Raw genomic sequence first — 23,484 nt, forward strand, 5'->3', positions numbered from 1 at the left:
ATCGTATGGGCGACGAAGGCTCGCAGTGGTTGTCGTTCTCGTCGTCATGCCGGTGGCATGACGCTGCGGCTCCGGGCCTGAAATCGAGTATAGGTGAGGGCGGCGAGCACAGCGGCGCGCGTGTGCGCCGCGAGGCTCTCCGTGATGCGCATGCCGCGCCGCAAAAGCCCGCCAGAGGCGGCGTTGCGCCGCGGTGCGAGGCGCGCGGCCGCAAAATCCCGAGTCGTCTGAATATTACGAATATCTTTCGATTGCCGTGACGCGCACCACACAAACGCGCGAGCGCGCACGTTGCATGCCGCCGCGCAGGCGGCTTCCTGGCGTTCAGGCCGCTCCGGCGCGCTCGCGCCTGCGCAACGTGAGCGCCAGTGCGAGCCCCACGACCAGCAGCACGATCACGAGGCCGGCCACGCCGCCCCAACCCGCGCCGGTCCAGAAGCGCCCGCCGATCGAACCCATCACGCTCGACCCGAGGTAATAGGCGAGCAGGTAAAGCGCGGCCGCCTGGCCCTTCGCTTCGCGCGCGAGCCTGCCGATCCAGCCGCTCGCCACCGCATGCCCCGCGAAGAAACCGATGGTCAGGCAGGCGATGCCCGCCGCGATCGCCGCGAGTGGCGCGAACAACGTGAGCACGACGCCCGCGAGCATCAGCGCGAGACTGGCGATCAGCACGCGGCCGCGCCCGAACGTGTCGGCCATGCGGCCCGACCACGGCGAGGCGACGACGCCGGTCAGGTAGACGAGGAAAATCGCGCCGATGGCCGCCTGGCTCATGTGATAAGGCGGCGCGATCAACCGGTAGCCGATGTAGTTGTAGAGCGTGACGAAGCTGCCCATCAGCACGAAGCCCATGGCGAACAGCATGGGCAGGCCGGGCCGTGCGAAATGGCGCAGCAGCGCAGCGCGATGATGCGCAAAGCCGAGGCCGCTCTTCGGCACGAAATGGCGCGAGGGCGGCAGGAGCGAGCGGAACGCGAACATGGAGGCGAGCCCGAGCACGCCGATGACCGCGATCGCCGCACGCCAGCCGAACAGATCGGTCGCGATGCCCGTGATCACGCGCCCCGCCATGCCGCCGATCGCCGTGCCGCCCACGTAGAGGCCCATCGACAGGCCGAGGCCGTCCGGGTGCATTTCCTCGGCGAGCCAGGCCATGGCCACGGCAGGCACGCCGCCGAGCGCGATGCCCTGGAGCGTGCGCAGCACGAGCAGCTCGTGCCAGTGCGGCACGAAGGCGGTGGCGAGCGTGAGCAGCGACGAGGCGCACAGCGACGCGGTCATCATGCCGCGCCGGCTCCAGCCTTCGGAGACGAAGCCTGCGACGAAGATCGCGATGGCAAGCGCGGCCGTGGTGAACGAGAGCGAGAGGCTGCTTTGCGCGGGGCTCACGCCGAAGGTTTCGGAGAACGCGGGCAGGAGCGGCTGCACGCAGTAGAGAAGCGAAAAGGTGGCGTAGCCGGCGAACAGCAGCGCGAGGCTTGCGCGCCAGAATTCGCGGGTGCCGCGTTCGATGTACGGAACGGCGGTGGGCGCGCAGGTGCGCGAGGCGCCCGGTGATGCGGTCACGACTTGATCTCCTGTCCCACGCAAAGCGCGGATATTGCAAAGGCGCAACGATACGCCTGTTGGGCCAATGGCGTTGTCGAGCGCCGCAGGCCGGGTGCCTGGCGCGACCGCTTAGCCTGGAGAGCGCAACGCGCCCGGCGCGCTCGCCGCAGCGCCCGGCGGCCCGCCGGCGGGCTGCGCCTTTTGCACATCGTCCGGGTGGACCAGCGCCGCATCGCCCGGCAAATCCGCCGTGCTCCACCCGCCGCCCAGCGCCTTCACGAGCGCGACGCTCGCCGCCATGCGCCGGCGCGAGATCGCCACCGCCTGGCGCTCGTTGGTGAGCGCCGTGGTTTGCGCGACCACCACGTCGAGGTACGTGATCGCGCCGCTCAGGTAGCGGTTGTTGATGGTGACGAGCGTGCGCTGCGCGGCGTCCACCGCGCGGTCCTGGGCTGTCGCTTCCTGTTCCAGCACGCGCAGCGCCGCGAGGTTGTCCTCGACCTCGCCGAAGGCGTCGAGCACCGTCTGGCGATACTGCGCGACGTTCTCGTCATACTGGGCGCGCGCTTCGTTGCGCACCGCCTCGCGCCCGCCGAAGTCGATCAGCGTGCCCGCGAGCGTCGGCCCGAGCGACCAGAAGCGCGCGGGTGCGACGAGCCACTGGCTGAAGTTGGTCGCCTCGAGGCCGCCCGTGACTGCGAGCATGAGGCTCGGGAAGAATGCCGCCGTCGCCACGCCCACCTGCGCGTTCGCGGCGGCGACGCGGCGCTCGGCAGCCGCGATGTCGGGGCGCCGTTCGAGCAGCGTCGATGGCACGCCCGGCGGGCTCGCGATCGCGCGCACCACGTAGGCCTCCTTCGGCGCGGCCGCGAGCGTGAACGCGGAAGGCGACTGTCCGATGAGAATCGCAATGGCATGCTCGAGTTGCGCGCGCTGCACGCCGAGATCGATCGCCTGCGCCTCGGTGGTCTGCAACTGCGTCTGCGCCTGGCCCACGTCGGCGTCGGTGGCGATGCCGCCCGCGTAGCGGTTCTGCGTGAGTTCGAGCGATTCGCGGTACGCCTTGATCGTGTCGTCGAGTAGTTGCCGTTCGCGGTCGATGCCGCGCAGTTCGAAGTAGTCGGTCGCGAGTTCGGCCTGCATCGAGAGCAGCACGGCCTGCATGTCGGCGGCGCTCGCCTGCGCATTCGCCTTCGCGGCCTCGACGTTGCGCGCGACGCGGCCCCAGATGTCGGGCTCCCAGGTGGCGTCGATGCCCACGGCGTAGTCGTTGATCGTTTGACCGGCTTTCGACGTGTACAGCAGATTCTCCGAAGTGCGGTAGCGCGAAAAGTCGCCGCTTGCCGTCACGAGCGGGAAAAAGCTCGAGCGCTGCTGCGCGACGTTCGCGCGCGCGGCGCGAAAGTGCGCCTGCGCGGCCTGCACGTTCTGGTTCGCGCTTTCGACCTGGGCTTCGAGTGCGTCGAGCGCGGCGTCTTCGTAGATCGTCCACCAGGCGCCGCGCGAAGCGTGATCGGCGGGTTGCGCAAGCGTCCAGCCCGTGCCTTCGAGCTCCTTGAACGTCGCGGCCACGGGCATGGCCGGGCGCACATAGTCGGGCCCGACCGTGCAGCCGCCGAGCGCCGCAAGCATGGCCAACGCGACAAACCGAATCCGCGCGCGCTTCATCATTCGCCCTGCGCCTGCGCGGAATTGCCCGCAGTGCCCGCAGCGCCCGCCGCGCTCGCACCGCTCGCACCGCTCGCAGCGCCCGCACCATGCGCCGCACCGGCTTCGTGCTCGCCGCGCGGCGCTACGATGCGCACCGGCGTGCCGTCGACGATCGCATCCTGCGGATTGACGATCACGCGCTCGTCGCCCGTGAGCCCCGCCGCCACCGCCACGCGCGTGCCGAAGTCGGTGCCGAGCGTGACCTTGACGAGCTTCACGCGGTTTTGCGCATCGACGGTCGCGACCTTCACGCCGTCGGGGCGGAACAGGAAGGCATTGCCGGGCAGCGTCATTGGCGTGGCCGAGCCGTCGAGTGCGAAGTGGACCTGCGCATACGCGCCGGGCAGCAGCTCGCCGCTGCGGTTGTCCACATCGACTTCCACGAGCATGGTGCGCTGCTGCGCATCGACCGCGCCCGCCGTGCGCGCGACGACGCCTGGAAAGTGCTTGCCCTGCTCCTCGTTGAGCGTGAGATACGCGTGCTGCTGCACGCGTATCTGTTGCGCGTAAGCCTGCGGCACGTTCGCGTACACGCGCAGACGGTCGGCCTGCGCAAGATGGAACAACTCCTTTTGCGAGGTGCCGCCGTTGCCCGCGTCGATGAGCGCGCCCACGTCCACGTTGCGCGCCGTGACGATGCCGTCGAAGGGCGCCGTCACGCGTTCGTACGACTGCAGCTGCGAGAGCCGCGAGACGTTGAAGCGCGCACTGTCGAGCGTGGCCTTTTTCGCGAGCATGTCGCCGACTTTTTCGTCGGTATCCTGTTTCGCCACCGAGCGTGTCTGCAGCATCTGGGTCCAGCGGTCGGCGGTGGTTTTGGCGAGCGCGTAGTTCGCTTCGGCGTTGGCGAGATCGGCGCGCGCGGCGCGCAACTGGTCGTCCACTTCGGGCGCGTCGATTTCGGCGAGCAACTGGCCCGCCTTCACGTGCGCGCCGATGTCGAAGTACCACTTGCGCAGATAACCGCTCGTGCGCGCATAGATCGGCGTATCGAGAAACGCCTGCACGTTGCCCGGCAGCACAAGGTCGAGCGCGCGCGCCGAGCGCTGCGGCGTGACCACCTGCACGGAAAGCGTGCTCGCGGATTTGGCCTCGCGTTCGAGCGCCGCATGCGCGTTATGACGCGACCAGATGCCCTGCGCGGCGAGCCCGATCACGATGAGCGCGGCGAGCACGATGGGCCAGCGCCGCGGTTGATGAGGACGATGCGGCTCTTGCGGCGAAGGCGTTTGCGAATGAGTCGTCATGACGGGGTATTCACGATTTGGGCACCACGTTTTCACTGGCGCGCTGGCGGCGCTCGCCGAGCTTGCGGTAGATGAGCGAGAACACCACGGGTACGAAGATCAGCGTGGCGAGCGTGCCCACCGCGAGGCCGCCGATCACGGCGCGCCCGAGCGGCGCGTTCTGCTCGCCGCCTTCGCCAAGGCCGATGGCCATCGGCACCATGCCGATCACCATGGCGAGCGCGGTCATGAGCACCGGGCGAAAGCGTGTATAGCCCGCTTCGATCGCAGCGCGCGCCGCGTCTCCGTGCAGGCGCAACTGCTCGCGCGCGAAGCTGATGACGAGAATGGAGTTCGCCGTGGCGATGCCGATGCACATGATCGCGCCCGTGAGCGCGGGAATGGAGAGCGTGGTGTGCGTGAGGAACAGTATCCAGACAATGCCCGCGAGCGCGCCCGGCAGCGCCGTGATGATGATGAACGGATCGAGCCACGACTGGAAGTTCACGACAATCAGCAGATACACGAGCACGATCGCGAAGACGAGCCCGCCGAACAATCCGGAGAACGAATCGTTCATCGTCTGGACCTGGCCGCGCAGCTTGATGCTCGACGTCTTTGGCAGTTCGCCGCGCGTCTGGTCGATGATCTTCGCGATGTCGTCGGAAACGGCGCCGAGATCCCGTCCGTCGGCGGTACCGTAAATGTCGATGGTGGTCTGCGCGTTGTAGTGCGTGACCACCGCGTTGCCCGCCACGCGCTGCATGCTCGCGAGCGAGCCGAGGATGTTGCTGCGCCCGTTGGCGGTGAGCGGAATGTTGGCGAGCGACTGCAGCGAATCGATCGTGTATTGCGGGGCTTCCGTGACGACGTTGTAGCTCACGCCGTTGACCGGATTGAGCCAGAACGTGGGCGTGGTCTGCTGGCTGCCCGAGAGCGTGATGAGCAGGTCGCTCGCCACGTCCTTCTGCGTGAAGCCCGCCTGCTGCGCGCGCGTGCGGTCCACGTCGATGAAAATACGCGGCAGGTCCGCAGGCTGCTGGATGCGCGCGTCGGCGAAACCGGGCACGCCGCGCAGCCGCGCGAGCAGGTTCGCGGCGAACGCGCGATTGCCGGCCACGTCGCGGCCCACGATCTGCACGTCGATGGGTGAAGGCATGCCGAAGTTCAGCGTCTGGCTCACGATATCGGCGGGCAGGAAGGCGAACTGCACGCCCGGGAATTCGTCGTTGAGCGTGCGCCGCAACAGGCGCACGTATTCGGCGGTGGGGCGATGGCCCTCGTTCAGCGAGATCAGCACGTCGGCGTCGGAGGTGCCGATGGTGCCCGTATTGCTGTACGAGAGGTTGATGCCCGAGACGGGCAGGCCGATGTTGTCGATGATCGAATGCAGCTCGTGCGGCGCAATCAGCGTGCGCACGCGCTTGTCGATGCGGTCGACGAGCACGGCGGTTTCTTCCACCCGCATGCCGGTTTTCGCGCGTACGTGCAGCGCGATGGTACCCGCATCGACCTGCGGAAAGAAGTCGCGCCCGAGGAACGGCATGAGCAGCAACGACGCGCCACAGCAGGCGAGAAACGCCACGACGAACCACCCGGGATGCTTCACGCGTGCCGCGAGAAACACGCGATACCGCTCGCGCAGCGCTTCGAAGCGGCGCTCGAACGCGAGGTGCACGCGCATGAACGGATTGCGCGTCGTGCCATGCATGTGATGCAGGTCGGCGGGCCTGTGATGATGGCGCATCAGGTACTTCGCGAGCGTGGGCACGAGCGTGCGCGAGAAGAAGTACGAGGCCAGCATCGCGAACACCACGGCTTCCGCAAGCGGAATGAAGAGATAATGCGCCACGCCCGTGAGGAGGAACATCGGCACGAATACGATGCAGATGGAGAGCGTGGAGACGAGCGTGGGAATCGCGATCTGATGCGCGCCGTCGAGAATCGCCTGTTCGAGCGTCTTGCCTTGCTCCAGTTGCTGGCTGATGTTCTCGATTGCAACCGTTGCGTCGTCAACCAGAATGCCGACCGCGAGCGCGAGGCCGCCCAGCGTCATGATGTTGATGGTCTCGCCGAGCGCCGCGAGCACGATCACCGAGGTGATCATCGAAAGCGGAATCGAGATCGCGATGATGAGCGTGGCGCGCCAGTTGCCGAGAAACAGCAGGATCATGAGCGCCGTGAGCGCCGCCGCAATGAGCGCTTCGCGCAGCACGCCCTGCACGGAGGCGCGCACGAAGAGCGACTGGTCGGCGACCGGATCGATGTTGAGCGACGGCGGCACGAGATTGCGCAGCGTCGGCATCATGTCCTTGATGCGATCGACGATCTCCAGTGTCGAGGTGTTGCCGCTCTTGTTGATGGTGAGCAGCGAGGCGCGCTGGCCGTCCACGCGCACGATATTGGTTTGCGGCACGTAGCCGTCGCGCACGTGCGCCACGTCGCGGATGTAGATCGTGCCGCTCGCCGTGGTTTTCACGGGAATGTCGTTCAGGCCCGCCAGGCTGTCGGGGCTCGCATTCATCGTCACCGAATATTCGGTTGCGCCTATTTTGGCCGTCCCCGAAGGCAGGATGAGGTTCTGCGCGCTGATCGCGTTCACCACGTCCATGGGCGAGAGATTGTGCTGCTGCAGCGCGCGCTGGTTGATATCGACCATGATCTGCCGCTGCTTGCCGCCATAGGGCAGCGGGGCGGAGGCGCCCGGCACGGTCGCGAGCTGCGTCTTCAGGAAGTTGTTGCCGTAGTCGAACAGCTCCTGCTCGGTCAGCTGCGGCGAAGAAAGCGACAGGCGCAGGATCGGCACCGTCGAGGCGTTGTAGCGCAGGATGAACGGCGGCTGGATGCCGGGCGGCAGCGAGCGCAGCTGCGCCTGTGACAGCGCCGTGACTTCGGCGAGCGCTTCCTGGATATTGGCATGCGGCTGGAAGAAGATCTTCACGACCGCGATGCCGTTTAGCGACGTCGATTCGGTGTGCTCGATATCGTTCACCGCAACGGAAAGGCCGCGCTCGTAGTTGAGCACGATGCGCTTTTCCATCTCGTCTGCGGGCAGACCCGTGTAGGTCCAGATCACCGAAAGCACCGGAATGTCGATGTTCGGGAAGATGTCCGTGGGCGTGCGCAGGATCGTCAGCGGCCCGATGATCAACAGCAGCAACGCGAGCACGACAAACGTGTACGGGCGCTTGAGCGCGAGTCGAACGATCCACATGGAACGACAGGTTCCTTCGCTGATGGCGGAGTGTGGCTCGCGCGGCAGGTCTGGCCGTGGTGGCGAGCGTTCAGGTTATCGGTATCGTGGCCGGCTGTTGTGGCGCGCGTAACGGCTTTGCCTGTGCTGCGCCGGGCCTTGATGGTGCACGGTTGGGACAGGACTATAGCGCCAGTCAGCATGCATCAGCGTACTTTTCAGGGACTGCCCTGGCAATGCCGCGAAGAATGGGGTTTACCATCTGTTACAGTCAGCTTTTCGTAAGTTGCGCGAGCAAGGCTGGGCGGGGTTGTGACGGTACGAAGCGGCGTCTGCACGCCGCCGTTGATACACCCCCCTATTTTTTTGCTTTGCTCGCGCGCTCAAACAGGCAACAATGGGGAAGCCAGGGGGCCGGCCGTGCTTGAAGCGCGCGGCGAGAGCGGGTCGCCCGAGGCGGGTTTGGATGCGCGCGCAACCGATGGTGCGCATCGGTTTTTTGTCAGCACGCCGACCGGACTTCCTTCGAGGGAGCCGGCGAAGGTAGCGAGGTATCGGGGAAACATCATGCAAATCGGTTCTATCGTCCGTTCCGTTCATATCGCAGTGCCACAGGGCGCGCGCGGCATCGTGATGCGCATTCTCGGCGACATGGCGATGGTGACGTGGTATGCCGGGGAGCCTGGCTCGTCGGCGCAGCTCAACACCGAGCCCTTTTTTCTCGAAGATCTGATCGATACCGGCGAGCACGTCATGCCCGCCGGCGCGCAGCTCCACTGAGCCCGGGCCCTGTGACACGTTGACGAGGCGCGCCGCGTCTCGTCGCGGGGTTGCGCGCGGCGCGCTCGCCGGCACTGCCCGCAAGAGGCACAATTGCGGGTATGAATCACGATCCTTCTTTTATCCCGGGCGAGCCTGGCGATTCCAGCGACCAGCAAGCCGCACCCTACGCGCGCCTCACGCCCGAATGCGTCCTCGACGCCGTCGACGGCGTGCTGATCCCGGCCGGTCGCCGCACCGATGGCCGCATGCTCGCGCTCAACAGTTACGAGAACCGCGTGTACCAGGTGGGCGTGGAAGACGGGCCGCCGCTCGTCGCCAAGTTCTATCGCCCTGGGCGCTGGAGCGACGAGGCGATCCTCGAAGAGCACGCATTCGTCGCCGAACTCGCCGCGCGCGAGATTCCGGCCGTGCCCGCGCTCGCGTTCGAAGGGCGCACGCTGCACGAGTTCGAGGGGTTTCGCTTCTCGCTGTTCGAGCGGCGCGGCGGCCGCGCGCCCGATCTGGACCGCAGCGACACGCTCGAATGGCTCGGCCGTTTCATCGGCCGCATTCACGCCGTGGGCGCGACGAGGCCGTACGAGGCTCGCCCCACGCTCGACATTCAATCCTACGGCTACGAGCCGCGCGCGTATCTGCTCGACCAGGGCTTCGTGCCGACAGACGTGCGCGAGGCGTGGCTGGCCGCGGTGACGCTCGCGCTCGAAGGCGTGGAGGCGGCCTTCGAGCGCGCGGGCGACGTGCGTTCGCTGCGCCTGCACGGCGACTGCCATCCGAGCAACGTGCTGTGGACCGACGCCGGCCCGCATTTCGTGGACTTCGACGACAGCCGCATGGGTCCCGCTATCCAGGATTTGTGGCTGCTGTTGCCCGGCGACCGCGCGGGGGCTTCGCGCGCGATGGCGGATCTGCTCGCCGGTTATGAGGACTTCTGCGAATTCGAGCCGCGCGAGCTGCATCTCGTTGAAGCGCTGCGCACGCTGCGCCTCATCCACTACTCGGCCTGGCTCGCGCGACGCTGGCACGACCCCGCGTTTCCGGCCGCCTTCCCGTGGTTCAACACGCAGCGCTACTGGGAAGAGCGCATTCTCGAATTGCGCGAGCAGATCGGCGCAATGCAGGAAGGCCCGCTCTGGCCGGTGTGAACGCCGTGCGCCGGCTCACTGCGCGCTCGCCGGACTCCCCGGCACGGCGCCCTGGGCCGACGGCTTGACGATCAACTGCGCGCGCAGGTCGCGCGCCATCGTCTCGAACGCGGGGCGCATCTGCGCGAAATCGTCGGCGCTGCATACGTCGCTCGCGAAATGCGTTTGACCCGTCCGCGTGACGCGCAGCACATTCGTTTGGGAATCGAGCGCGTACTGCGAACTGAAATCGATGAAACGGTTGTCGGCGTGCTGCGGCATGGGGACGTCGAGCACGCGCATGCCCGGCGGCAGCACGATGCGCGTGCGCTCGGTCACCACCACGTTGCGGCACACGAAGGGCTGCGTGCGCCGCGGCTCGCCGAGCCAGTAGCGCAGATTCGCGTCGAGGCCGCCCACGAAGCTCGTGAGCGTGGGTACGGGCGTGGTCATTTCAGGGTCGACGAAGCCGTCGAAGGTACCCGTGAGCGTGAGCACGAGCGGGCCCGCCGTGGCGTCGAGCGGGCTGGACGCGAGCGTGGCGCTGCCGCGCAGGTTGGCGTTGCGCAACTCCCACTGCAGCGACTCCTCGCGCTGCGCGGGCGTTTGCAGGCGCAGCACGCTGCGGGTCTGTTCGGCGGACCAGCCCTCTGACTGCAAGCGGTAGATGAAGCGCGCCGAGCCGTCGGGCGCGACCGTGATGTCGAGGTCGCTCTCGCGCGTGGTCGTGGCCGTGGGGGGCGTGCGCACCCGCGTGCCGTCGCCGGCGAGCACGGCCTCGCGGTCCATGTCCGTCGACGGCAAATAGCCGAACTCGATGTTGCTCGCCGTGGAGTCCGCGAACATCTGCAGATCGGGCAACCAGGTGATGACGTGATTGATCACGCCGAAGCCCGGCACGCCCGGCAGCGAGTAGACCGTGCCGCTGTTCACGAGCGCCGGCGTGCTGCGTATGCCCACGGCGCCGAGCAGCGCGCCGTAGAGCGCGACGTGGTCCTTGCAGTCGCCGTAGCGGTTTGCGAGCACGTCGGTCGCGCGGTGCGGCACGATCTCGCCGCGGCCGATATTCATCGCCACATAGCGGATGTTGCGGCGCACCCAGTCATAGAGCGTTTGCGCCCTCGCGCGCGGGGTGTCGTCGTGCGCCGTGAGCGTCTGCGCAAGGCGCACGATGGCCGGATCGCGCGCGCTGGGATCCACCGCCGCGTCGCGATAGACCTTCGCGAAGGCCGCGTAGTCGGGGAAGGTGGACACCATCAGCCGGTCGCCGTAGCTCACGTAGGCGACCGAGCCATATTCGAGGCGCTCGAAATTCGCCTTGTCGTAGCGGTACTCATAACGCGTGCGGCCGTTCACCGTGGCGGGCGGCAGCACGGTAAAGCCGCGTGCGTCGGCGTAGAGCGGCACTTTCGCGGGCAGGTCGTAGATCACGCGGAAGTTGCGGGTGGGCGCGAGGTCGGGCGGCGTGAAGTCGCTGAACCAGCCGGGCACGAGCGGGACGCGCTGGATCTTGCGCCACGTGAGATGTACGCGCGCACCCGGCTCCACGGCCGGGAACACGATCACCTTGTCCTGCACGTCCTGGAACATCGGGGCGTCGAACGAGTGCACTTCCTGCACGTCGCGGATCTGCTCGGGGCGCACGTCGTGACGCCCGCCCCGGGCGTCTTCGGTCCACGCTTCGAGCACGTCCACGTGGGCCATCTCGCGGTTGAACCACACGTAATACTGGCCCGCGCGCGCAATGCCGGCTTCCGTGTTCACTCGCAGCGTGAGCGAGTCGAGCTTGGTGTACGAGCCGTCCGCGTTGACGGTGAAGGTCTGCGTTTCCGATTCGTTGGTGTAGGGCGCCTGGGCTGCGCTGCCTGCCGGATTCAGCGCGCCCGCCTCGAGGGGCACCGGTGTGAGCTGCGCCACGCCCGGGCGCAGGTCGGCGGCGAAGGTTCCCGTGGCGGGGCCGAGCACGGCGAGGCAAAGAGCGAGAGCGAGGCGCATGGGGGGCTCGGCAGGTGGCGGGTCGCGGATGAGCGCTACTTCTGCCACTTAAAAGTCATGCCACCCGCTTGTCAAGCGGATGGCCCGCACACCGCCCGCGGGCGCCCCTGTATCGAGTATTGAGTCTAAAAGACGGACCGCGCAACGACATGCCCGCCTGCAGCGTGTTCCGTGGCGTCATACGGCGCTGCCGCCGATTTGCTGCGCACGCAACAATCGGCGAAGCACGGTGCCGCGCGCGCCGCTGTATGGCATATGTATGTTCACCTCATATTGCCAAGGCGGCGCTTGGGGACTAAGGTTCGTGCAGCCGTCAAGCGGCAATTAAGTGTTCTTTGCGCTTGCGCATAAAAAGAGCACATCAGACCACGCCTACCAACAGCCATTTTGGATGGGACCGGAGCGAGCGTTCACCCCGCGCTCTCAACCTCTGGTCGATTCGGGAGATCCCATGAGCAGCGTTGCAGATTCGACGCGCGGTGCGCAAAGCGCACCTTTCTTTTCCAAAGAGGCGACTGTCGCCCCGCCGGGCTTTTCGCGCTGGATGGTGCCGCCCGCAGCGCTGGCGGTGCATCTGTGCATCGGCCAGGCTTACGCGTTTTCCGTGTTCAACGCGCCGCTCACGAAGGTGATCGGCATTACGCAGTCCGCGCCCGATGACTGGTCGCTCACCACGCTTGGCTGGATTTTCTCGCTGGCCATCGTGTTTCTCGGCCTTTCCGCCGCGTTTGGCGGCAAGTGGCTCGAACGCGTGGGTCCGCGCCGCACGATGTTCACCGCCGCGTGCTGCTTCGGCGGCGGTTTCCTCGTTTCGGCGCTCGGCGTGTATCTGCATCAGATCGCGCTGCTCTATCTCGGCTACGGCGTGATCGGCGGCATCGGCCTCGGGCTCGGCTACGTCTCGCCGGTTTCGACGCTGATCCGCTGGTTCCCCGACCGCCGCGGCATGGCGACGGGCCTTGCGATCATGGGCTTCGGCGGCGGCGCGATGATCGCCGCACCGCTGTCTGTCATGCTGATGAAGCATTTCGCGAGCGACACGAGCGTGGGTGTCGCCCAGACCTTCGTGGTGCTCGGCGTGGCGTACTTCATCTCGATGACGATCGGGGCCATCACCATCCGCGTGCCCGCGCCGGACTGGAAGCCCGCAGGCTGGACGCCGCCCGTGGTGGCGAAGAAGCTCGTGTCGAACCAGCACGTGCATATCGACCAGGCGCTCAAGACGCCGCAGTTCTACCTGATCTGGCTCGTGCTGTTCCTCAACGTGACGGCCGGCATCGGCATTCTGGGCCAGGCCTCGGTCATGATCCAGGAGAGCTTCAAGGACACCGTGAGCGCAGGCGCGGCGGCGGGCTTCGTCGGCCTGCTCTCGCTCTTCAACATGGGCGGGCGCTTCGTGTGGGCTTCGGCTTCCGACTGGGTGGGCCGCAAGAACACCTACTTCATCTTCTTCGTGTTCGGTGCGGTGCTCTATTACGCGGTGCCGCAGTTCGCGCAGAGCGGCAACATCGTGTTCTTCGTGCTCGCGTTCTGCCTGATTCTCTCGATGTACGGCGGTGGCTTCTCGACCGTGCCCGCGTATCTCGCGGACATGTTCGGCACGGCGTTCGTGGGCGGCATTCACGGCCGTCTGCTCACGGCGTGGGCCGCCGCAGGCGTGGCGGGCCCGGTGCTCGTGAACTACGTGCGTGCGTACCAGGTCGCGCACGGCGTGGCGAAGGCCGATGCGTACACGATGACCGTGCACATCATGGCTTCGCTGCTCGTGATCGGCTTCATCTGCAACCTGCTCGTGCGCCGCGTGGACGCGAAGCATCACATGAGCGAGACGCAACTCGCCGCCGGTAAATAAGGAGGAATGCGCAATGACGACTCAAGCCGCCCCGAAATCTTCGAACAAGGTGCTGATGGCGATCTTCTGGCTCTACGTGCTGGTGCCGCTCGCGTGGGGCGTGACCAACACGCTCACGCAGGCGATGAAGCTGTTCGGCTGATGCCGTGACGCTCGAGTGAGGCGAGGCGGCGCGAGCCGCCCGCCAGAAACAACGTATTGCGGGCCGCCGGCGTGAGTCGCGGCCCGCCGTTTTTTGGGGGCCGCACGGGCGCGAGCGGGAACGGCGGCGCAGGGCGGAGCAGGACGCTCGTTCGCCTCACGCGTGATGGCGGCCGCGAAGCGGCCTCAGACATCGCACGTCGATCCCGCTCCCGCTGCCTGTTCCCGCGCGGCTTTTGCGCCTTCCACCTGCAGAATGGTCGGCAGCGAGACGCCGTTCTTCGCCGCCGTGACCTCGGCGAGGATCGACACCGCGATTTCCGGCGGCGTGCGGCTGCCGATGTAGATGCCCACCGGCCCGTGCAGCCGCGCGAGTTCCGTCGCGCTCAGGTCGAACTCCTTGAGCCGCTCGCGCCGCGCCGCGTTGTTGCGCCGCGAGCCCAGCGCGCCCACGTAGAACGCCGGCGTCTTGAGCGCTTCCATCAGCGCGAGGTCGTCGAGCTTGGGGTCGTGCGTGAGCGCGATCACGGCGCAGCGTTCGTCGAGCTTCATGTCGAGCACCGTGTCGTCGGGCATGGTGCGCACGAGCGCCGTGCCGGGCACGTCCCAGGTGTCGGTATATTCCTCGCGCGGGTCGCACACGGTCACCTGGTAATCGAGCCCCACCGCGATCTGGCAGAGATAGCGCGAGAGCTGCCCCGCGCCGATCACCAGCATGCGGTAGCGCGGCCCGTGAATCGTGAGCAGGCGCGCGTCGTCGAAGTCCACGCCATCGGTCGCTTTCGCGGGGCCGAGCGTGGCACGGCCGGTCGCCATGTCGAGTGTGCGTGCCACGAGTTCGCCGCGCTCGACGGTTTCGAGCAGGTCGCGAATGCCCGAGGCCTCGGAGAGCGGTTCGAGCACGAGCTGGATCGTGCCGCCGCATGGCAGTCCGAAGCGATGCGCCTCTTCCGCCGTGATGCCGTACTTGACGGCTTCGGGCTTCGCGATCGTCACGCCTTCGCGGCGCACGCGCTCGATGAGATCGTCCTCGATGCAGCCGCCCGACACGGAGCCGACCACGAGGCCGTCGCCGCGCACCACGAGCATCGCGCCTTCGGGACGCGGCGACGAGCCCCACGTTTTCACCACTGTCACCAGCAGCGCGCGGTGCCCTGCGTCGAGCCAGCGCACGCTGGATTTCAGGACTTCGAGATCCACGCTGTCCATGATCGTTTCCTCTTCGGTGTTTCCTCTGCGCTTTCGGCTTGCGGCTCGCCTTCTGCGTCGCTTGCGGCCGGTTGTGCCGCCTCGTCGGTATTTTGCTGCGCGCCGCCACCCAGCTGTTCCCCAAAACGCCTGAAAAACTCGCCGGCGATCTTGCGCGCCGCGCCGTCCACGAGCCGCGAGCCGATCTGCGCGAGCTTGCCGCCCACCTGGGCGTTCGCAGTGTACGTGAGCGTGGTCGATTCGTCGCCGGCGGCTGCGAGCTTCACGTGCGCGTCGCCCTTGCCGAAGCCCGCTGCGCCGCCCTGGCCCTCGAAGACGATCGTGTAGCTGTTCGGGGCGTCGATATCGGCGAGTTGCATGCGGCCCTTGAAGCGCGCCTTCACCGGACCCACCGCGGCGGTCAGCGCGACGGCGTAGGCGTTCTCGCCGTCGGCTTCGATGCTTTCGCAGCCCGGTATGCACGCCTTGAGGATCGCCGTGTCGTTGAGCGCTTCCCAGGCGCGCTGTTGCGGCACGGGCAGCGTATGGCTTTCGGTCAGCTCCATCGTGTTTCTCCTTATGATGCTCGCGCCTGCATGCCGTGCAATGCGCGTGCCGCACGGGGCGCGTGCCCGCCCGGCGCGGTTTCGCACAGGCTGCGCGCGAACGCTTCGAGGCTGTCGAGATTGTGAACGGGGTAGTGCGCGTCGACGTGGGGCAGCATCGCCTGCACGCCGCGCGCCTTCGGCGCGAAATCGCGGTAACGCAAGAGCGGATTGAGCCAGATCACGCGATGTGCGAAGCGGTGCAGACGTGCCATCTCCTCGCTGAGCAGGCCGCACTCGTCGTGATCGAGCCCGTCGGTGACGATCAGCACCGTGGCGCGAGCGCCGAGCATGCGGCGCGCCCAGCGGCGGTTGAACTCCGCGAGCGTGGCGCCGATGCGCGTGCCGCCGGACCAGTCCGCGACCTGGGTGGCAAGCTGTGCGAGCGCGACGTCGGGGTCGCGTTCGCGCAGCGCACGCGTGGCGTGCGTCAGGCGCGTGCCGAACAGGAACACCTGCAGGCGTTCGCGCGATTGCAGCAACGCGTGGCAGAAGTAGAGCACCGCGCGCGAGTAGCTGCTCATCGAGCCGGAAATGTCGAGCAGCAGCACGAGCGGCAGCTTGCGTTCCACGGGCGCGCGATATTTCCATACGGTCCAGTCGCCGCCCGCGCGCACCGCGTGGCGCGCGCTCGCGCGCAGATCGGCGTGCGTGCCGCGCGACGATGCCTGCAGGCGCCGCGTGCGAACGGTTGCGAGCGGCAGGCGGCGCGCGCGGATCAGGTGGCGCAGCGTGCGCCATTCGTCGGCGGTGAGCGTGTCGAAGTCGCGCTGGCGCAGGCGTTCTTCGGCGCTGAACGTGGCGTGGGCGCGCAACTCGTGTTGTTCGTGCGAGGGCGGCGGCCTCGCGCCCGGAGGCTGGGCCGGACGCGCCGCGAGCGCATCGGCGAGGCGGTTGTTGCGGCGCGGCGGCGGCACGCCGCCTTGCACCTTCGGCAGCAGGAGCGCGCGCAGCTTGCCTTCGAAATCCGGATCGCGCCAGAACAGCGCGAATGCGGCGTCGAAGATCTCGCGCTCGTCGGGTGCGCTCGTGAGGAGCGCGGCGAGCGCCGCGTGCACATCGTCGCGGCGGCCGAGGTCGATGTGGCGCAGCGCCTCGATCGCGTCGACGGCGCGCGAAGGCGACATCGGCAGGCCCGCGCCACGCAGCACGCGCACGAAATGCACGACGTTGCGCGCGAATACGGGCGCGAGCGTGGGCATGGCGGCGGACGAGGCGGACGATGGAGTGCGGGTTCCGGGCGACAGGGACGATGAACCGGAGGGCATCGTGCTCACTCCGCGAGCGCGAGCGTTTGCGCGATGCGTTGTGCGTCGAGCTGCGCGAGGTCGTCCTGGTACTTCAGCAGCACGCCGAGCGTGTCCTGCACCGACTGCGGATCGAGTTCCGTCACGGCGAGCGCGCTAAGCGCCCTGCACCAGTCGATCGTTTCCGCAATGCCGGGCGCCTTGAAGAGGTCCATCGTGCGCAACTGGTGCACGAAGGCCACGGCGCGATGCTGCAATGCCGGTGCGGTTTCCGGCGCGCGTGCGGCCACGATCGCGAGTTCGCGCGCGCGGTCCGGGTAGCCGAGCCATTGATAAAGACAGCGCCGCTTGAGCGCGTCGTGCACTTCGCGCGTGCGGTTCGACGTGATCACGACGAGCGGCGGCGTGCTCGCGCGCACGGTGCCGTATTCGGGAATCGATACCTGGAAGTCCGAAAGGAGTTCGAGCAGGAAGGCTTCGAACGGTTCGTCGGCGCGGTCGATTTCGTCGATCAGCAGCACGCGGCGCGCGCCCGGGTTTTGCGGGTCGGGTTGCAGGGCCTGGAGCAGCGGGCGCTTGAGCAGAAATTCGTCGCGATAGAGCGTGTCGTTGCGCGGCTTTTCACCGGCGGCTTCGGCAAGCCGCAGCGCCATGATCTGGCGCGGATAGTCCCACTCGTAAAGCGCGCTCGCCGTGTCGAGCCCCTCGTAGCATTGCAGGCGCAGGAGCGTCGTGCCGAGCATGGCCGCGGCGGCCTTGGCCAGCTCGGTCTTGCCCACGCCCGGCTCGCCTTCGAGAAACAGCGGGCGTTCCATGCGCAGCGCAAGAAAGAGCGCCGTGGCGAGTTCGCGGCTCGCGAAATAGCCGCGCGCTTCGAGTTGTGCGAGCGTGTCGTCGATCGAGGCGGATTGCATGCGGGATTCTGGCAACGCGAATCAAAGGCGGCGAGCGCTTCCCCGTCCAACTGGAAGCGCTCGCCCTCGGGACAAGCCTAGCCGTTGGCCTTCGCCACCGCGCGCGCCGCGAGCACCGGTATGAGGTGCGCGCGATAGGCCGCGCTCGCGTGCAGGTCGGTGTTGAGGTCGTCGGCGGGGAGCTTCACCGCGCGTGCGGCTTCGGGCGCGAAGTGCGTCTTCAGTGCGCTTTCGAGCGCGCCCGCGCGAAATACCGAAGGCCCGGCCCCCGTGACCGCCACACGCACCCCCCCACTGTACTTCGCGACGAACACGCCTGCGAGCGCGAAGTGCGAGGCCGGATTGCGAAACTTCTCGTAGGCCGCGCGTTCGGGCACCTGGAATTCGACGGCTACGATCAGCTCGTCGGGCGCTAGCGCCGTTTCGTACATGCCGAGGAAGAAGTCGTCCGCCGCGATGCGCCGCCGGTCCGTCACCACCGTCGCGTTCAGCGCGAGCACCGCCGCCGGATAGTCGGCGGCCGGATCGTCGTTGGCGAGCGAGCCGCCCAGCGTGCCGAGCGCGCGCACCTGGCGGTCGCCGATCATGCCCGCGAGGTCCGCGAGCGCCGGCAGCGTGTTGCGGATCTGCGCGTTTTCGGCGACATCGGCATGGCACACGGCCGCGCCCACCTTCACCACCTGGCCGTCCACCTGAACGGCTTTCAGCTCGGGTATGCGCGTCACGTCCACGAGCGTGGTGGGCTGGGCGAGCCGCAGCTTCATCGCCGCGAGCAGGCTCTGGCCGCCGCCCAGGAATTTGGCGTCGGCGTCCGCCGCGAGGGCTTTCACGGCGCCTTGCGCGTCGCTTGCGCGCTGATAGTCGAATGCGTACATGGAGCGCCTCCGCTCAAGGTTGTGAAGGGGCCTGCGCGGCCTGGATCGCTTGCCATACTCGATGCGGCGTGGCCGGCATCTGCAGGTCCTTCACGCCCAGGGGGGCGAGTGCGTCCAGAATCGCGTTGATGACGGCAGGCGGCGAGCCGATCGCGCCGGCTTCGCCGCAGCCCTTCACGCCAAGCGGATTGTGCGTGCACGGCGTGCCTTTCGCGGTTTCGACCGTATACGAAGGCACATCCGACGCGTGCGGCATCGCGTAGTCCATGTACGAGCCCGAGAGCAGCTGGCCGCTCTCGTGGTCGTACACGCACTGTTCGAGCATCGCCTGGCCGATGCCCTGGCCGAGACCCCCGTGCACCTGGCCTTCGACGATCATCGGGTTGATGACGTTGCCGAAATCGTCCACCGCGGTGAAGCGCTCGATGCGCGTCTCGCCCGTCTCGGGATCGACTTCGACTTCGCAGAGATACGCGCCCGACGGATAGGTGAAGTTGGTCGGATCGTAGAACGCGCTTTCGTCGAGGCCCGGTTCGAGCGTCTCCAGTGGATAGTTGTGCGGCACGTACGCGGCGAGCGAGATTTCGGCGAAGGTCTTCGTGCGGTCGGTGCCCGCCACGCGGAACACGCCGTCGGCGAACTCGATGTCCTCCGCGCCCGCTTCGAGCATGTGCGCGGCGATCTTCTTCGCCTTCGCTTCGATCTTGTCGAGCGCCTTCATGATGGCCGAGCCGCCCACCGAAATCGAGCGCGAGCCGTAGGTGCCCATGCCGAACGGAATGCGGCCCGTGTCGCCGTGCACGATCTCGACCTGCTCGATCGGCACGCCGAGGCGATCGGCCACGACTTGCGCGAAGGTCGTCTCGTGGCCCTGGCCGTGGCTGTGCGAGCCCGTGAACACGGTGACCGAGCCGGTCGGGTTCACGCGGACCTCGCCGGCTTCGAAGAGGCCCGCGCGCGCGCCGAGCGCACCCGCGATGTTCGACGGCGCGAGCCCGCACGCCTCGATGTAGCACGAGTAGCCGAGGCCGCGCAGTTTTCCCTGCGCCTTCGATGCGTCGCGCCGCGTGGCGAAGCCCTTCACGTCGGCGAGTTCCAGCGCGCGGCCAAGGCACGCTTCGTAATCGCCCGTGTCATAGGTGAGGCCCACGGGCGTGGCATACGGGAACGTGGTGATGAAGTTGCGGCGGCGGATTTCGGCCGGGTCGATGTTCATCTCGCGCGCGGCGGTCTCCACGAGACGCTCGACCACGTAGGTCGCCTCCGGGCGGCCCGCGCCGCGGTACGCATCCACGGGCACCGTGTTCGTGAACACGGCCTTCACCTCGGCGTAGATCGCGGGCGTGGTGTACTGGCCCGCGAGCAGCGTGGCGTAGAGGATGGTCGGCACGCTCGAGGCGAACGTCGACAGATACGCGCCCATGTTCGCCGTGGTGTGCACGCGCATGGCGAGGAACTTGCCGTCCTTGTCGAGCGCGAGTTCGGCTTTCGTCACGTGGTCGCGGCCGTGCGCATCGGAAACGAAGGACTCCGACCGTTCGGCGGTCCACTTCACCGGGCGCCGGATTTTCTTCGCGGCCCACGTGAGCGCGACATCTTCGGCATACAGAAAGATCTTCGAGCCGAAGCCGCCGCCCACGTCGGGCGCGACGACGCGCAGCTTCGTTTCCGGCAGCCCGAGCACGAACGCGGCCATCAGCAGGCGCTCGACGTGCGGATTCTGGTTCGCCACGTACACCGTATAGCTGTCGTCGTACGGCGAGTAGCTCGCGTTCACGGCGCGCGGCTCGATGGCGTTCGGCACGAGCCGGTTGTTGACGATGTCGAGGGTGGTCACGTGCGCGGCCTGCGCGAAGGCGGCGTCGGTCGCAGCCTTGTCGCCATGGCCCCACGTGTAGCAGGTGTTGTTCGGCACGCCGTCGTGCACGAGCGGCTGGCCGGCGTCGGCGGCGTGGGCCGTGTCGACGGCGGCCGGCAGCTCTTCGTAATCGATCTCGACGAGTTCGGCGGCATCCTTCGCGGCCTTGACCGAATCGGCGATCACGAGCGCGACCTGGTCGCCCACGTGGCGCGCTTTCTCATGCGCGATGACGGGATGCGGCGGCTCGTTCATCGGCGTGCCGTCGATGCTGTGGATGAGCCAGCCGCACGGCAGACCGCCCACGTTTTCCGCCGCGAGATCCGCGCCGGTGAAGACGGCCACGACGCCGGGCGAGGCCTTCGCCGCGTTCGTGTCGATGCCCTTGATGCGCGCATGCGCGTGCGGCGAGCGCACGAACACGGCCCAGGTCTGTGCGGGCAGCACGACGTCGTCGGTGTACTGGCCGGCGCCGGTGAGGAAGCGGTAGTCTTCCTTGCGCTTGACGCTCGCGCCGATCATGCGATTGGTTTCGGGTGCGTTCATGGCGGCCTCCCGGTTCACGCGCTCGTGGCGGCAGCGGGGGCGCCTGCGCGCATTGCCTGCGCACCGGCGGCCACGGCCTTCACGATGTTGTGATAGCCCGTACAGCGGCAGAAGTTGCCGTCGAGGCCTTCGCGAATCTCGCTTTCCGTGAGGTCGGGGTTGGCGGCGGCGAGCGCGGTCGCGCACATCACCATGCCGGGCGTACAGAAGCCGCATTGCAGGCCATGGCATTCGCGGAACGCGGCCTGCATGGGATGCAGCTCGCCATTTTTCGCGAGGCCTTCGATCGTCGTCACCGCCATGCCGTCGCACTGCACGGCGAGCTGGTTGCACGACTTGATGGCGCGGCCGTTCAGGTGGACGGTGCAGGCCCCGCATTGTGCCGTGTCGCAGCCGACGTGCGTGCCGGTGAGACGCTGCTGTTCGCGCAGGAACTGGACGAGGAGCGTGTGAGGTTCGACCTCGGCGGTCACGGGCGCGCCGTTGACCGTGAGGCTAATACTGATCGCCATGGATGTGTCTCCAATGTCGACCGGAGCACGGCGCTGCGTGTGGCTCCGGTCCCATGCCAGATGATGGGATAGAGACCTGCCTGGGCCCGTTCTTCTTTGCACTGAATCGACCGCCCTGACCGCCCGCAGGATAACTCGCCCCTCCAGCGCATTGCGCCTCTTCGCGCGCGCAACTCAGGGCGCCTCGCCAACCACGCGGGGCGCTTCGGGCGGATCGAACCAATACGGGTGGAGCGGAATCTGGGTCCGGCTGGTGCCTTGCTGTTCAGTGAAGCCTGGGGTGACGCCCGGACAGTAAAGCACAATTTGCCGAATTTCGCTGCGCGGGTTTTACCTTCCAGAATGCCTGCAGCGTGCGAAAAGCAACGGCCCGCCCCGATGACTCGGGGCGGGCCGTTGCGTTGCGGTGCAACGATAGAACGCGATCCCGGCGCAAGCGAAGCGCCGCGGGATCACGCGCGCATCAACTGTGATGCACGCGCTCGTGCGGTGCGTGCGCGAGACGCGAATGGCGGCGCGAGTAGCCGAAGTAGACGATGAGGCCGAACGCGGTCCAGACGAGGAACGCGATCCACGTGAGCGGCTGGAGGTTGATCATGAGGAACAGGCACGAAGCCACCGCGAGAACCGGCACCACGGGCACGCCCGGGCAGCGGAACGCGCGCGGCAGGTGCGGGTGCGTACGGCGCAGCACGAGCACGGCGATCGACACCATCGAGAAGGCCGCGAGCGTGCCGATGTTGATGAGTTCGGCGAGCACGTTCAGCGGCACGAGCGCGCCGATCAGGCCAAAGAAAATGCCGACGAGCCAGGTCGTGAAGAACGGCGTGGCGAAGCGCGGATGCACCTTCGAGAGTCTGGCGGGCAAGAGACCGTCGCGCGACATCGCGTAGATGATGCGGGTCTGGCCGTAGCTCATCACGAGGATCACGGTGAGCATGCCGAGCACGGCGCCCAGATCGATGAAGCCCGCGACCCAGTTTTCGCCCGCCACCTGGAGCGCGAACGAAACCGGGTGGCCGATATGGGCGAAGCGCGGCGAGGGCACGATGCCGGTCACGACCGCCGCCACGGCGACGTAGAGCACCGCGCACACGGCGAGCGAGGCGATGATGCCGATGGGCAGGTCGCGCCTGGGGTTCTTCACTTCCTCGGCGGCGGAAGACACCGAGTCGAAGCCGATGAACGCGAAGAACATCACGGCCGCGGCGCCGAACACGCCGCGCCAGCCGTTGGGCATGAACGGATGCCAGTTCGCCGGGGTGACATGGAACACGCCCACGGCGATCACGAGCAGCACCACGGTCACCTTGATCGCCACCATGATGTTGTTGATGCGCGTGGATTCGCGCACGCCCACGGAAAGCAGCGCCGTGATCGCCATCATCACGAGGAAGGCGGGCAGATTGAAGAGCGTGTGCACGCCGGGGACGGCGCCGGGCGCCGCCGAGAGCGCGGCGGGCAGCGTGAGGCCGAAGCCGGAAAGCAGCGACTGCAGGTAGCCCGACCAGCCAACCGAGACCGCGGAAGTGGCGAGCCCGTACTCGAGCATCAGGTCCCAGCCGATCACCCACGCGGCCAGTTCGCCGAGCGTGGCATACGAATAGGTGTAGATCGAGCCGGCCACGGGAATGGTCGAGGCGAACTCGGCGTAGGCAAGCGCGGCGAAGCAGCAGGCCACCGCCGCGATCAGGAACGCGATCATGAGCGCCGGGCCGGCCTGTACCGCGCCCGTGCCGGTCAGCACGAAAATGCCGGTGCCGATGATCGCGCCGATGCCGAGAAAGGTGAGGTCGAGTGCGCCGAGTGCTTTTTTCAGGCCGGCGCCCTGGGCGCTCGCCTGCAACATGTGCTCGACGTTCTTCTTGCGAAAGAGGGACATTTGGCGGGGAACTCCACGTAAAACGCGCGAAGGCGGGCTGCCGCAGCCGTGGTTGACCCACGTCCGCCTGCGCCGGCTTCGCGTGCCGGATGTCTTTGGGGGAAACCCTAAATTTTAGCGGAAGTCGCGCGCGAGACCGCTCGAGCAGGGTCGGCAACACGCGTTTGACGCGGACGATTCCGCCGCAATCCGGCACGCCCGAGCGCGATCCTTGCCGGGACCCGCACAAACGGCGCAATTCATTTCCGGATCGACGTTTTGTGGCGAGAAGGCCGCCTTGATGCCGCA

At 67.4% G+C, this 23,484-nt stretch carries 17 protein-coding genes; 4 read left to right on the forward strand and 13 right to left on the reverse strand.

Annotation, left to right across the window (positions count from 1 at the left end; all coding sequences use genetic code 11):
- Positions 1–324: 324 nt before the first annotated feature.
- From BHE01S_RS15320 to BHE01S_RS15335, 4 genes are all read right to left on the reverse strand, one after another.
- Positions 325–1,566, reverse strand: a complete 1,242-nt coding sequence (locus BHE01S_RS15320) for an MFS transporter (RefSeq protein WP_042265483.1) — start codon at positions 1,564–1,566, stop codon at positions 325–327.
- A 111-nt stretch (positions 1,567–1,677) separates the two neighbouring features.
- Positions 1,678–3,219: an efflux transporter outer membrane subunit gene (locus tag BHE01S_RS15325; protein ID WP_084068886.1), complete on the reverse strand. Its 1,542-nt coding sequence runs from the start codon at positions 3,217–3,219 to the stop codon at positions 1,678–1,680.
- Entirely contained in the window at positions 3,216–4,505 is a 1,290-nt protein-coding gene (locus BHE01S_RS15330) for an efflux RND transporter periplasmic adaptor subunit (protein WP_042265485.1), read from the reverse strand. Before BHE01S_RS15330 ends, BHE01S_RS15325 begins: the two co-directional genes overlap by 4 nt.
- A gap of 10 nt (positions 4,506–4,515) precedes the next feature.
- Positions 4,516–7,698, reverse strand: coding sequence for an efflux RND transporter permease subunit (locus BHE01S_RS15335; protein ID WP_042265487.1), 3,183 nt, complete (start codon positions 7,696–7,698; stop codon positions 4,516–4,518).
- 546 nt (positions 7,699–8,244) lie between these two features.
- Between BHE01S_RS15335 and BHE01S_RS15340 the strand changes: the two genes are divergently transcribed.
- Together BHE01S_RS15340 and BHE01S_RS15345 are read left to right on the forward strand one after the other, a co-directional pair.
- On the forward strand, positions 8,245–8,457 hold the full coding sequence (locus BHE01S_RS15340) for a hypothetical protein (protein ID WP_042265489.1): 213 nt from the start codon (positions 8,245–8,247) through the stop codon (positions 8,455–8,457).
- 101 nt (positions 8,458–8,558) lie between these two features.
- Positions 8,559–9,602, forward strand: a complete 1,044-nt coding sequence (locus BHE01S_RS15345; RefSeq protein ID WP_084068888.1) for a serine/threonine protein kinase — start codon at positions 8,559–8,561, stop codon at positions 9,600–9,602.
- Positions 9,603–9,617: 15 nt separating this feature from the next.
- On the opposite strand, the gene BHE01S_RS15350 is transcribed toward BHE01S_RS15345, so the two are convergent.
- A complete protein-coding gene (locus BHE01S_RS15350) occupies positions 9,618–11,576 on the reverse strand; it encodes a DUF3857 domain-containing transglutaminase family protein (RefSeq protein WP_052405946.1) in 1,959 nt (652 codons plus the stop codon).
- Positions 11,577–12,027: 451 nt separating this feature from the next.
- Here BHE01S_RS15350 and BHE01S_RS15355 point away from each other — a divergent pair, with 451 nt between their 5' ends.
- Both BHE01S_RS15355 and BHE01S_RS15360 read left to right on the forward strand, forming a co-directional pair.
- On the forward strand, positions 12,028–13,428 hold the full coding sequence (locus BHE01S_RS15355; protein WP_042265491.1) for an L-lactate MFS transporter: 1,401 nt from the start codon (positions 12,028–12,030) through the stop codon (positions 13,426–13,428).
- 13 nt (positions 13,429–13,441) lie between these two features.
- Complete coding sequence (locus tag BHE01S_RS15360; RefSeq protein WP_042265492.1) at positions 13,442–13,570, forward strand: MFS transporter small subunit; 129 nt, start codon at positions 13,442–13,444, stop codon at positions 13,568–13,570.
- Between the two features lie 185 nt (positions 13,571–13,755).
- Here BHE01S_RS15360 and BHE01S_RS15365 read toward each other — a convergent pair whose 3' ends face one another.
- The 8 genes from BHE01S_RS15365 to BHE01S_RS15400 form a co-directional block, all read right to left on the reverse strand.
- Complete coding sequence (locus BHE01S_RS15365) at positions 13,756–14,778, reverse strand: XdhC family protein (protein ID WP_042265494.1); 1,023 nt, start codon at positions 14,776–14,778, stop codon at positions 13,756–13,758.
- Positions 14,751–15,323 carry a CoxG family protein gene (locus tag BHE01S_RS15370; protein ID WP_042265496.1) on the reverse strand — a complete coding sequence of 191 codons (573 nt, stop codon included), beginning with the start codon at positions 15,321–15,323 and terminating at the stop codon, positions 14,751–14,753. The genes BHE01S_RS15365 and BHE01S_RS15370 overlap by 28 nt, the downstream gene beginning before the upstream one ends.
- 11 nt (positions 15,324–15,334) lie before the next feature.
- Entirely contained in the window at positions 15,335–16,564 is a 1,230-nt protein-coding gene (locus BHE01S_RS15375) for a vWA domain-containing protein (protein ID WP_042265575.1), read from the reverse strand.
- 71 nt (positions 16,565–16,635) lie between these two features.
- Complete coding sequence (locus tag BHE01S_RS15380; RefSeq protein ID WP_042265497.1) at positions 16,636–17,523, reverse strand: AAA family ATPase; 888 nt, start codon at positions 17,521–17,523, stop codon at positions 16,636–16,638.
- 77 nt (positions 17,524–17,600) lie between these two features.
- Positions 17,601–18,398 (reverse strand): FAD binding domain-containing protein, encoded by a 798-nt coding sequence (locus tag BHE01S_RS15385; protein WP_042265501.1) that lies wholly within the window; start codon positions 18,396–18,398, stop codon positions 17,601–17,603.
- A 13-nt stretch (positions 18,399–18,411) separates the two neighbouring features.
- Positions 18,412–20,802 carry a xanthine dehydrogenase family protein molybdopterin-binding subunit gene (locus BHE01S_RS15390; protein ID WP_042265578.1) on the reverse strand — a complete coding sequence of 797 codons (2,391 nt, stop codon included), beginning with the start codon at positions 20,800–20,802 and terminating at the stop codon, positions 18,412–18,414.
- 14 nt (positions 20,803–20,816) lie between these two features.
- Entirely contained in the window at positions 20,817–21,314 is a 498-nt protein-coding gene (locus BHE01S_RS15395; protein WP_042265503.1) for a (2Fe-2S)-binding protein, read from the reverse strand.
- 463 nt (positions 21,315–21,777) lie between these two features.
- Positions 21,778–23,196 (reverse strand): amino acid permease, encoded by a 1,419-nt coding sequence (locus BHE01S_RS15400; RefSeq protein ID WP_042265505.1) that lies wholly within the window; start codon positions 23,194–23,196, stop codon positions 21,778–21,780.
- Positions 23,197–23,484: the final 288 nt, after the last annotated feature.

Origin of the sequence: Paraburkholderia heleia NBRC 101817, from assembly GCF_000739775.1 — a bacterium.
In the GTDB taxonomy this organism is placed as follows: domain Bacteria; phylum Pseudomonadota; class Gammaproteobacteria; order Burkholderiales; family Burkholderiaceae; genus Paraburkholderia; species Paraburkholderia heleia.

Excerpts from the sequence above, each read along its gene's own strand:
- BHE01S_RS15325 (WP_084068886.1), bottom strand. The coding sequence starts at position 3,219 with ATGATGAAGCGCGCGCGGATTCGGTTTGTCGCGTTGGCCATGCTTGCG.
- BHE01S_RS15330 (WP_042265485.1), bottom strand. The coding sequence starts at position 4,505 with ATGACGACTCATTCGCAAACGCCTTCGCCGCAAGAGCCGCATCGTCCT.
- BHE01S_RS15335 (WP_042265487.1), bottom strand. The coding sequence starts at position 7,698 with ATGTGGATCGTTCGACTCGCGCTCAAGCGCCCGTACACGTTTGTCGTG.
- BHE01S_RS15340 (WP_042265489.1), top strand. The coding sequence starts at position 8,245 with ATGCAAATCGGTTCTATCGTCCGTTCCGTTCATATCGCAGTGCCACAG.
- BHE01S_RS15345 (WP_084068888.1), top strand. The coding sequence starts at position 8,559 with ATGAATCACGATCCTTCTTTTATCCCGGGCGAGCCTGGCGATTCCAGC.
- BHE01S_RS15350 (WP_052405946.1), bottom strand. The coding sequence starts at position 11,576 with ATGCGCCTCGCTCTCGCTCTTTGCCTCGCCGTGCTCGGCCCCGCCACG.
- BHE01S_RS15355 (WP_042265491.1), top strand. The coding sequence starts at position 12,028 with ATGAGCAGCGTTGCAGATTCGACGCGCGGTGCGCAAAGCGCACCTTTC.
- BHE01S_RS15360 (WP_042265492.1), top strand. The coding sequence starts at position 13,442 with ATGACGACTCAAGCCGCCCCGAAATCTTCGAACAAGGTGCTGATGGCG.
- BHE01S_RS15365 (WP_042265494.1), bottom strand. The coding sequence starts at position 14,778 with ATGGACAGCGTGGATCTCGAAGTCCTGAAATCCAGCGTGCGCTGGCTC.
- BHE01S_RS15370 (WP_042265496.1), bottom strand. The coding sequence starts at position 15,323 with ATGGAGCTGACCGAAAGCCATACGCTGCCCGTGCCGCAACAGCGCGCC.
- BHE01S_RS15375 (WP_042265575.1), bottom strand. The coding sequence starts at position 16,564 with ATGCCCACGCTCGCGCCCGTATTCGCGCGCAACGTCGTGCATTTCGTG.
- BHE01S_RS15380 (WP_042265497.1), bottom strand. The coding sequence starts at position 17,523 with ATGCAATCCGCCTCGATCGACGACACGCTCGCACAACTCGAAGCGCGC.
- BHE01S_RS15385 (WP_042265501.1), bottom strand. The coding sequence starts at position 18,398 with ATGTACGCATTCGACTATCAGCGCGCAAGCGACGCGCAAGGCGCCGTG.
- BHE01S_RS15390 (WP_042265578.1), bottom strand. The coding sequence starts at position 20,802 with ATGAACGCACCCGAAACCAATCGCATGATCGGCGCGAGCGTCAAGCGC.
- BHE01S_RS15395 (WP_042265503.1), bottom strand. The coding sequence starts at position 21,314 with ATGGCGATCAGTATTAGCCTCACGGTCAACGGCGCGCCCGTGACCGCC.
- BHE01S_RS15400 (WP_042265505.1), bottom strand. The coding sequence starts at position 23,196 with ATGTCCCTCTTTCGCAAGAAGAACGTCGAGCACATGTTGCAGGCGAGC.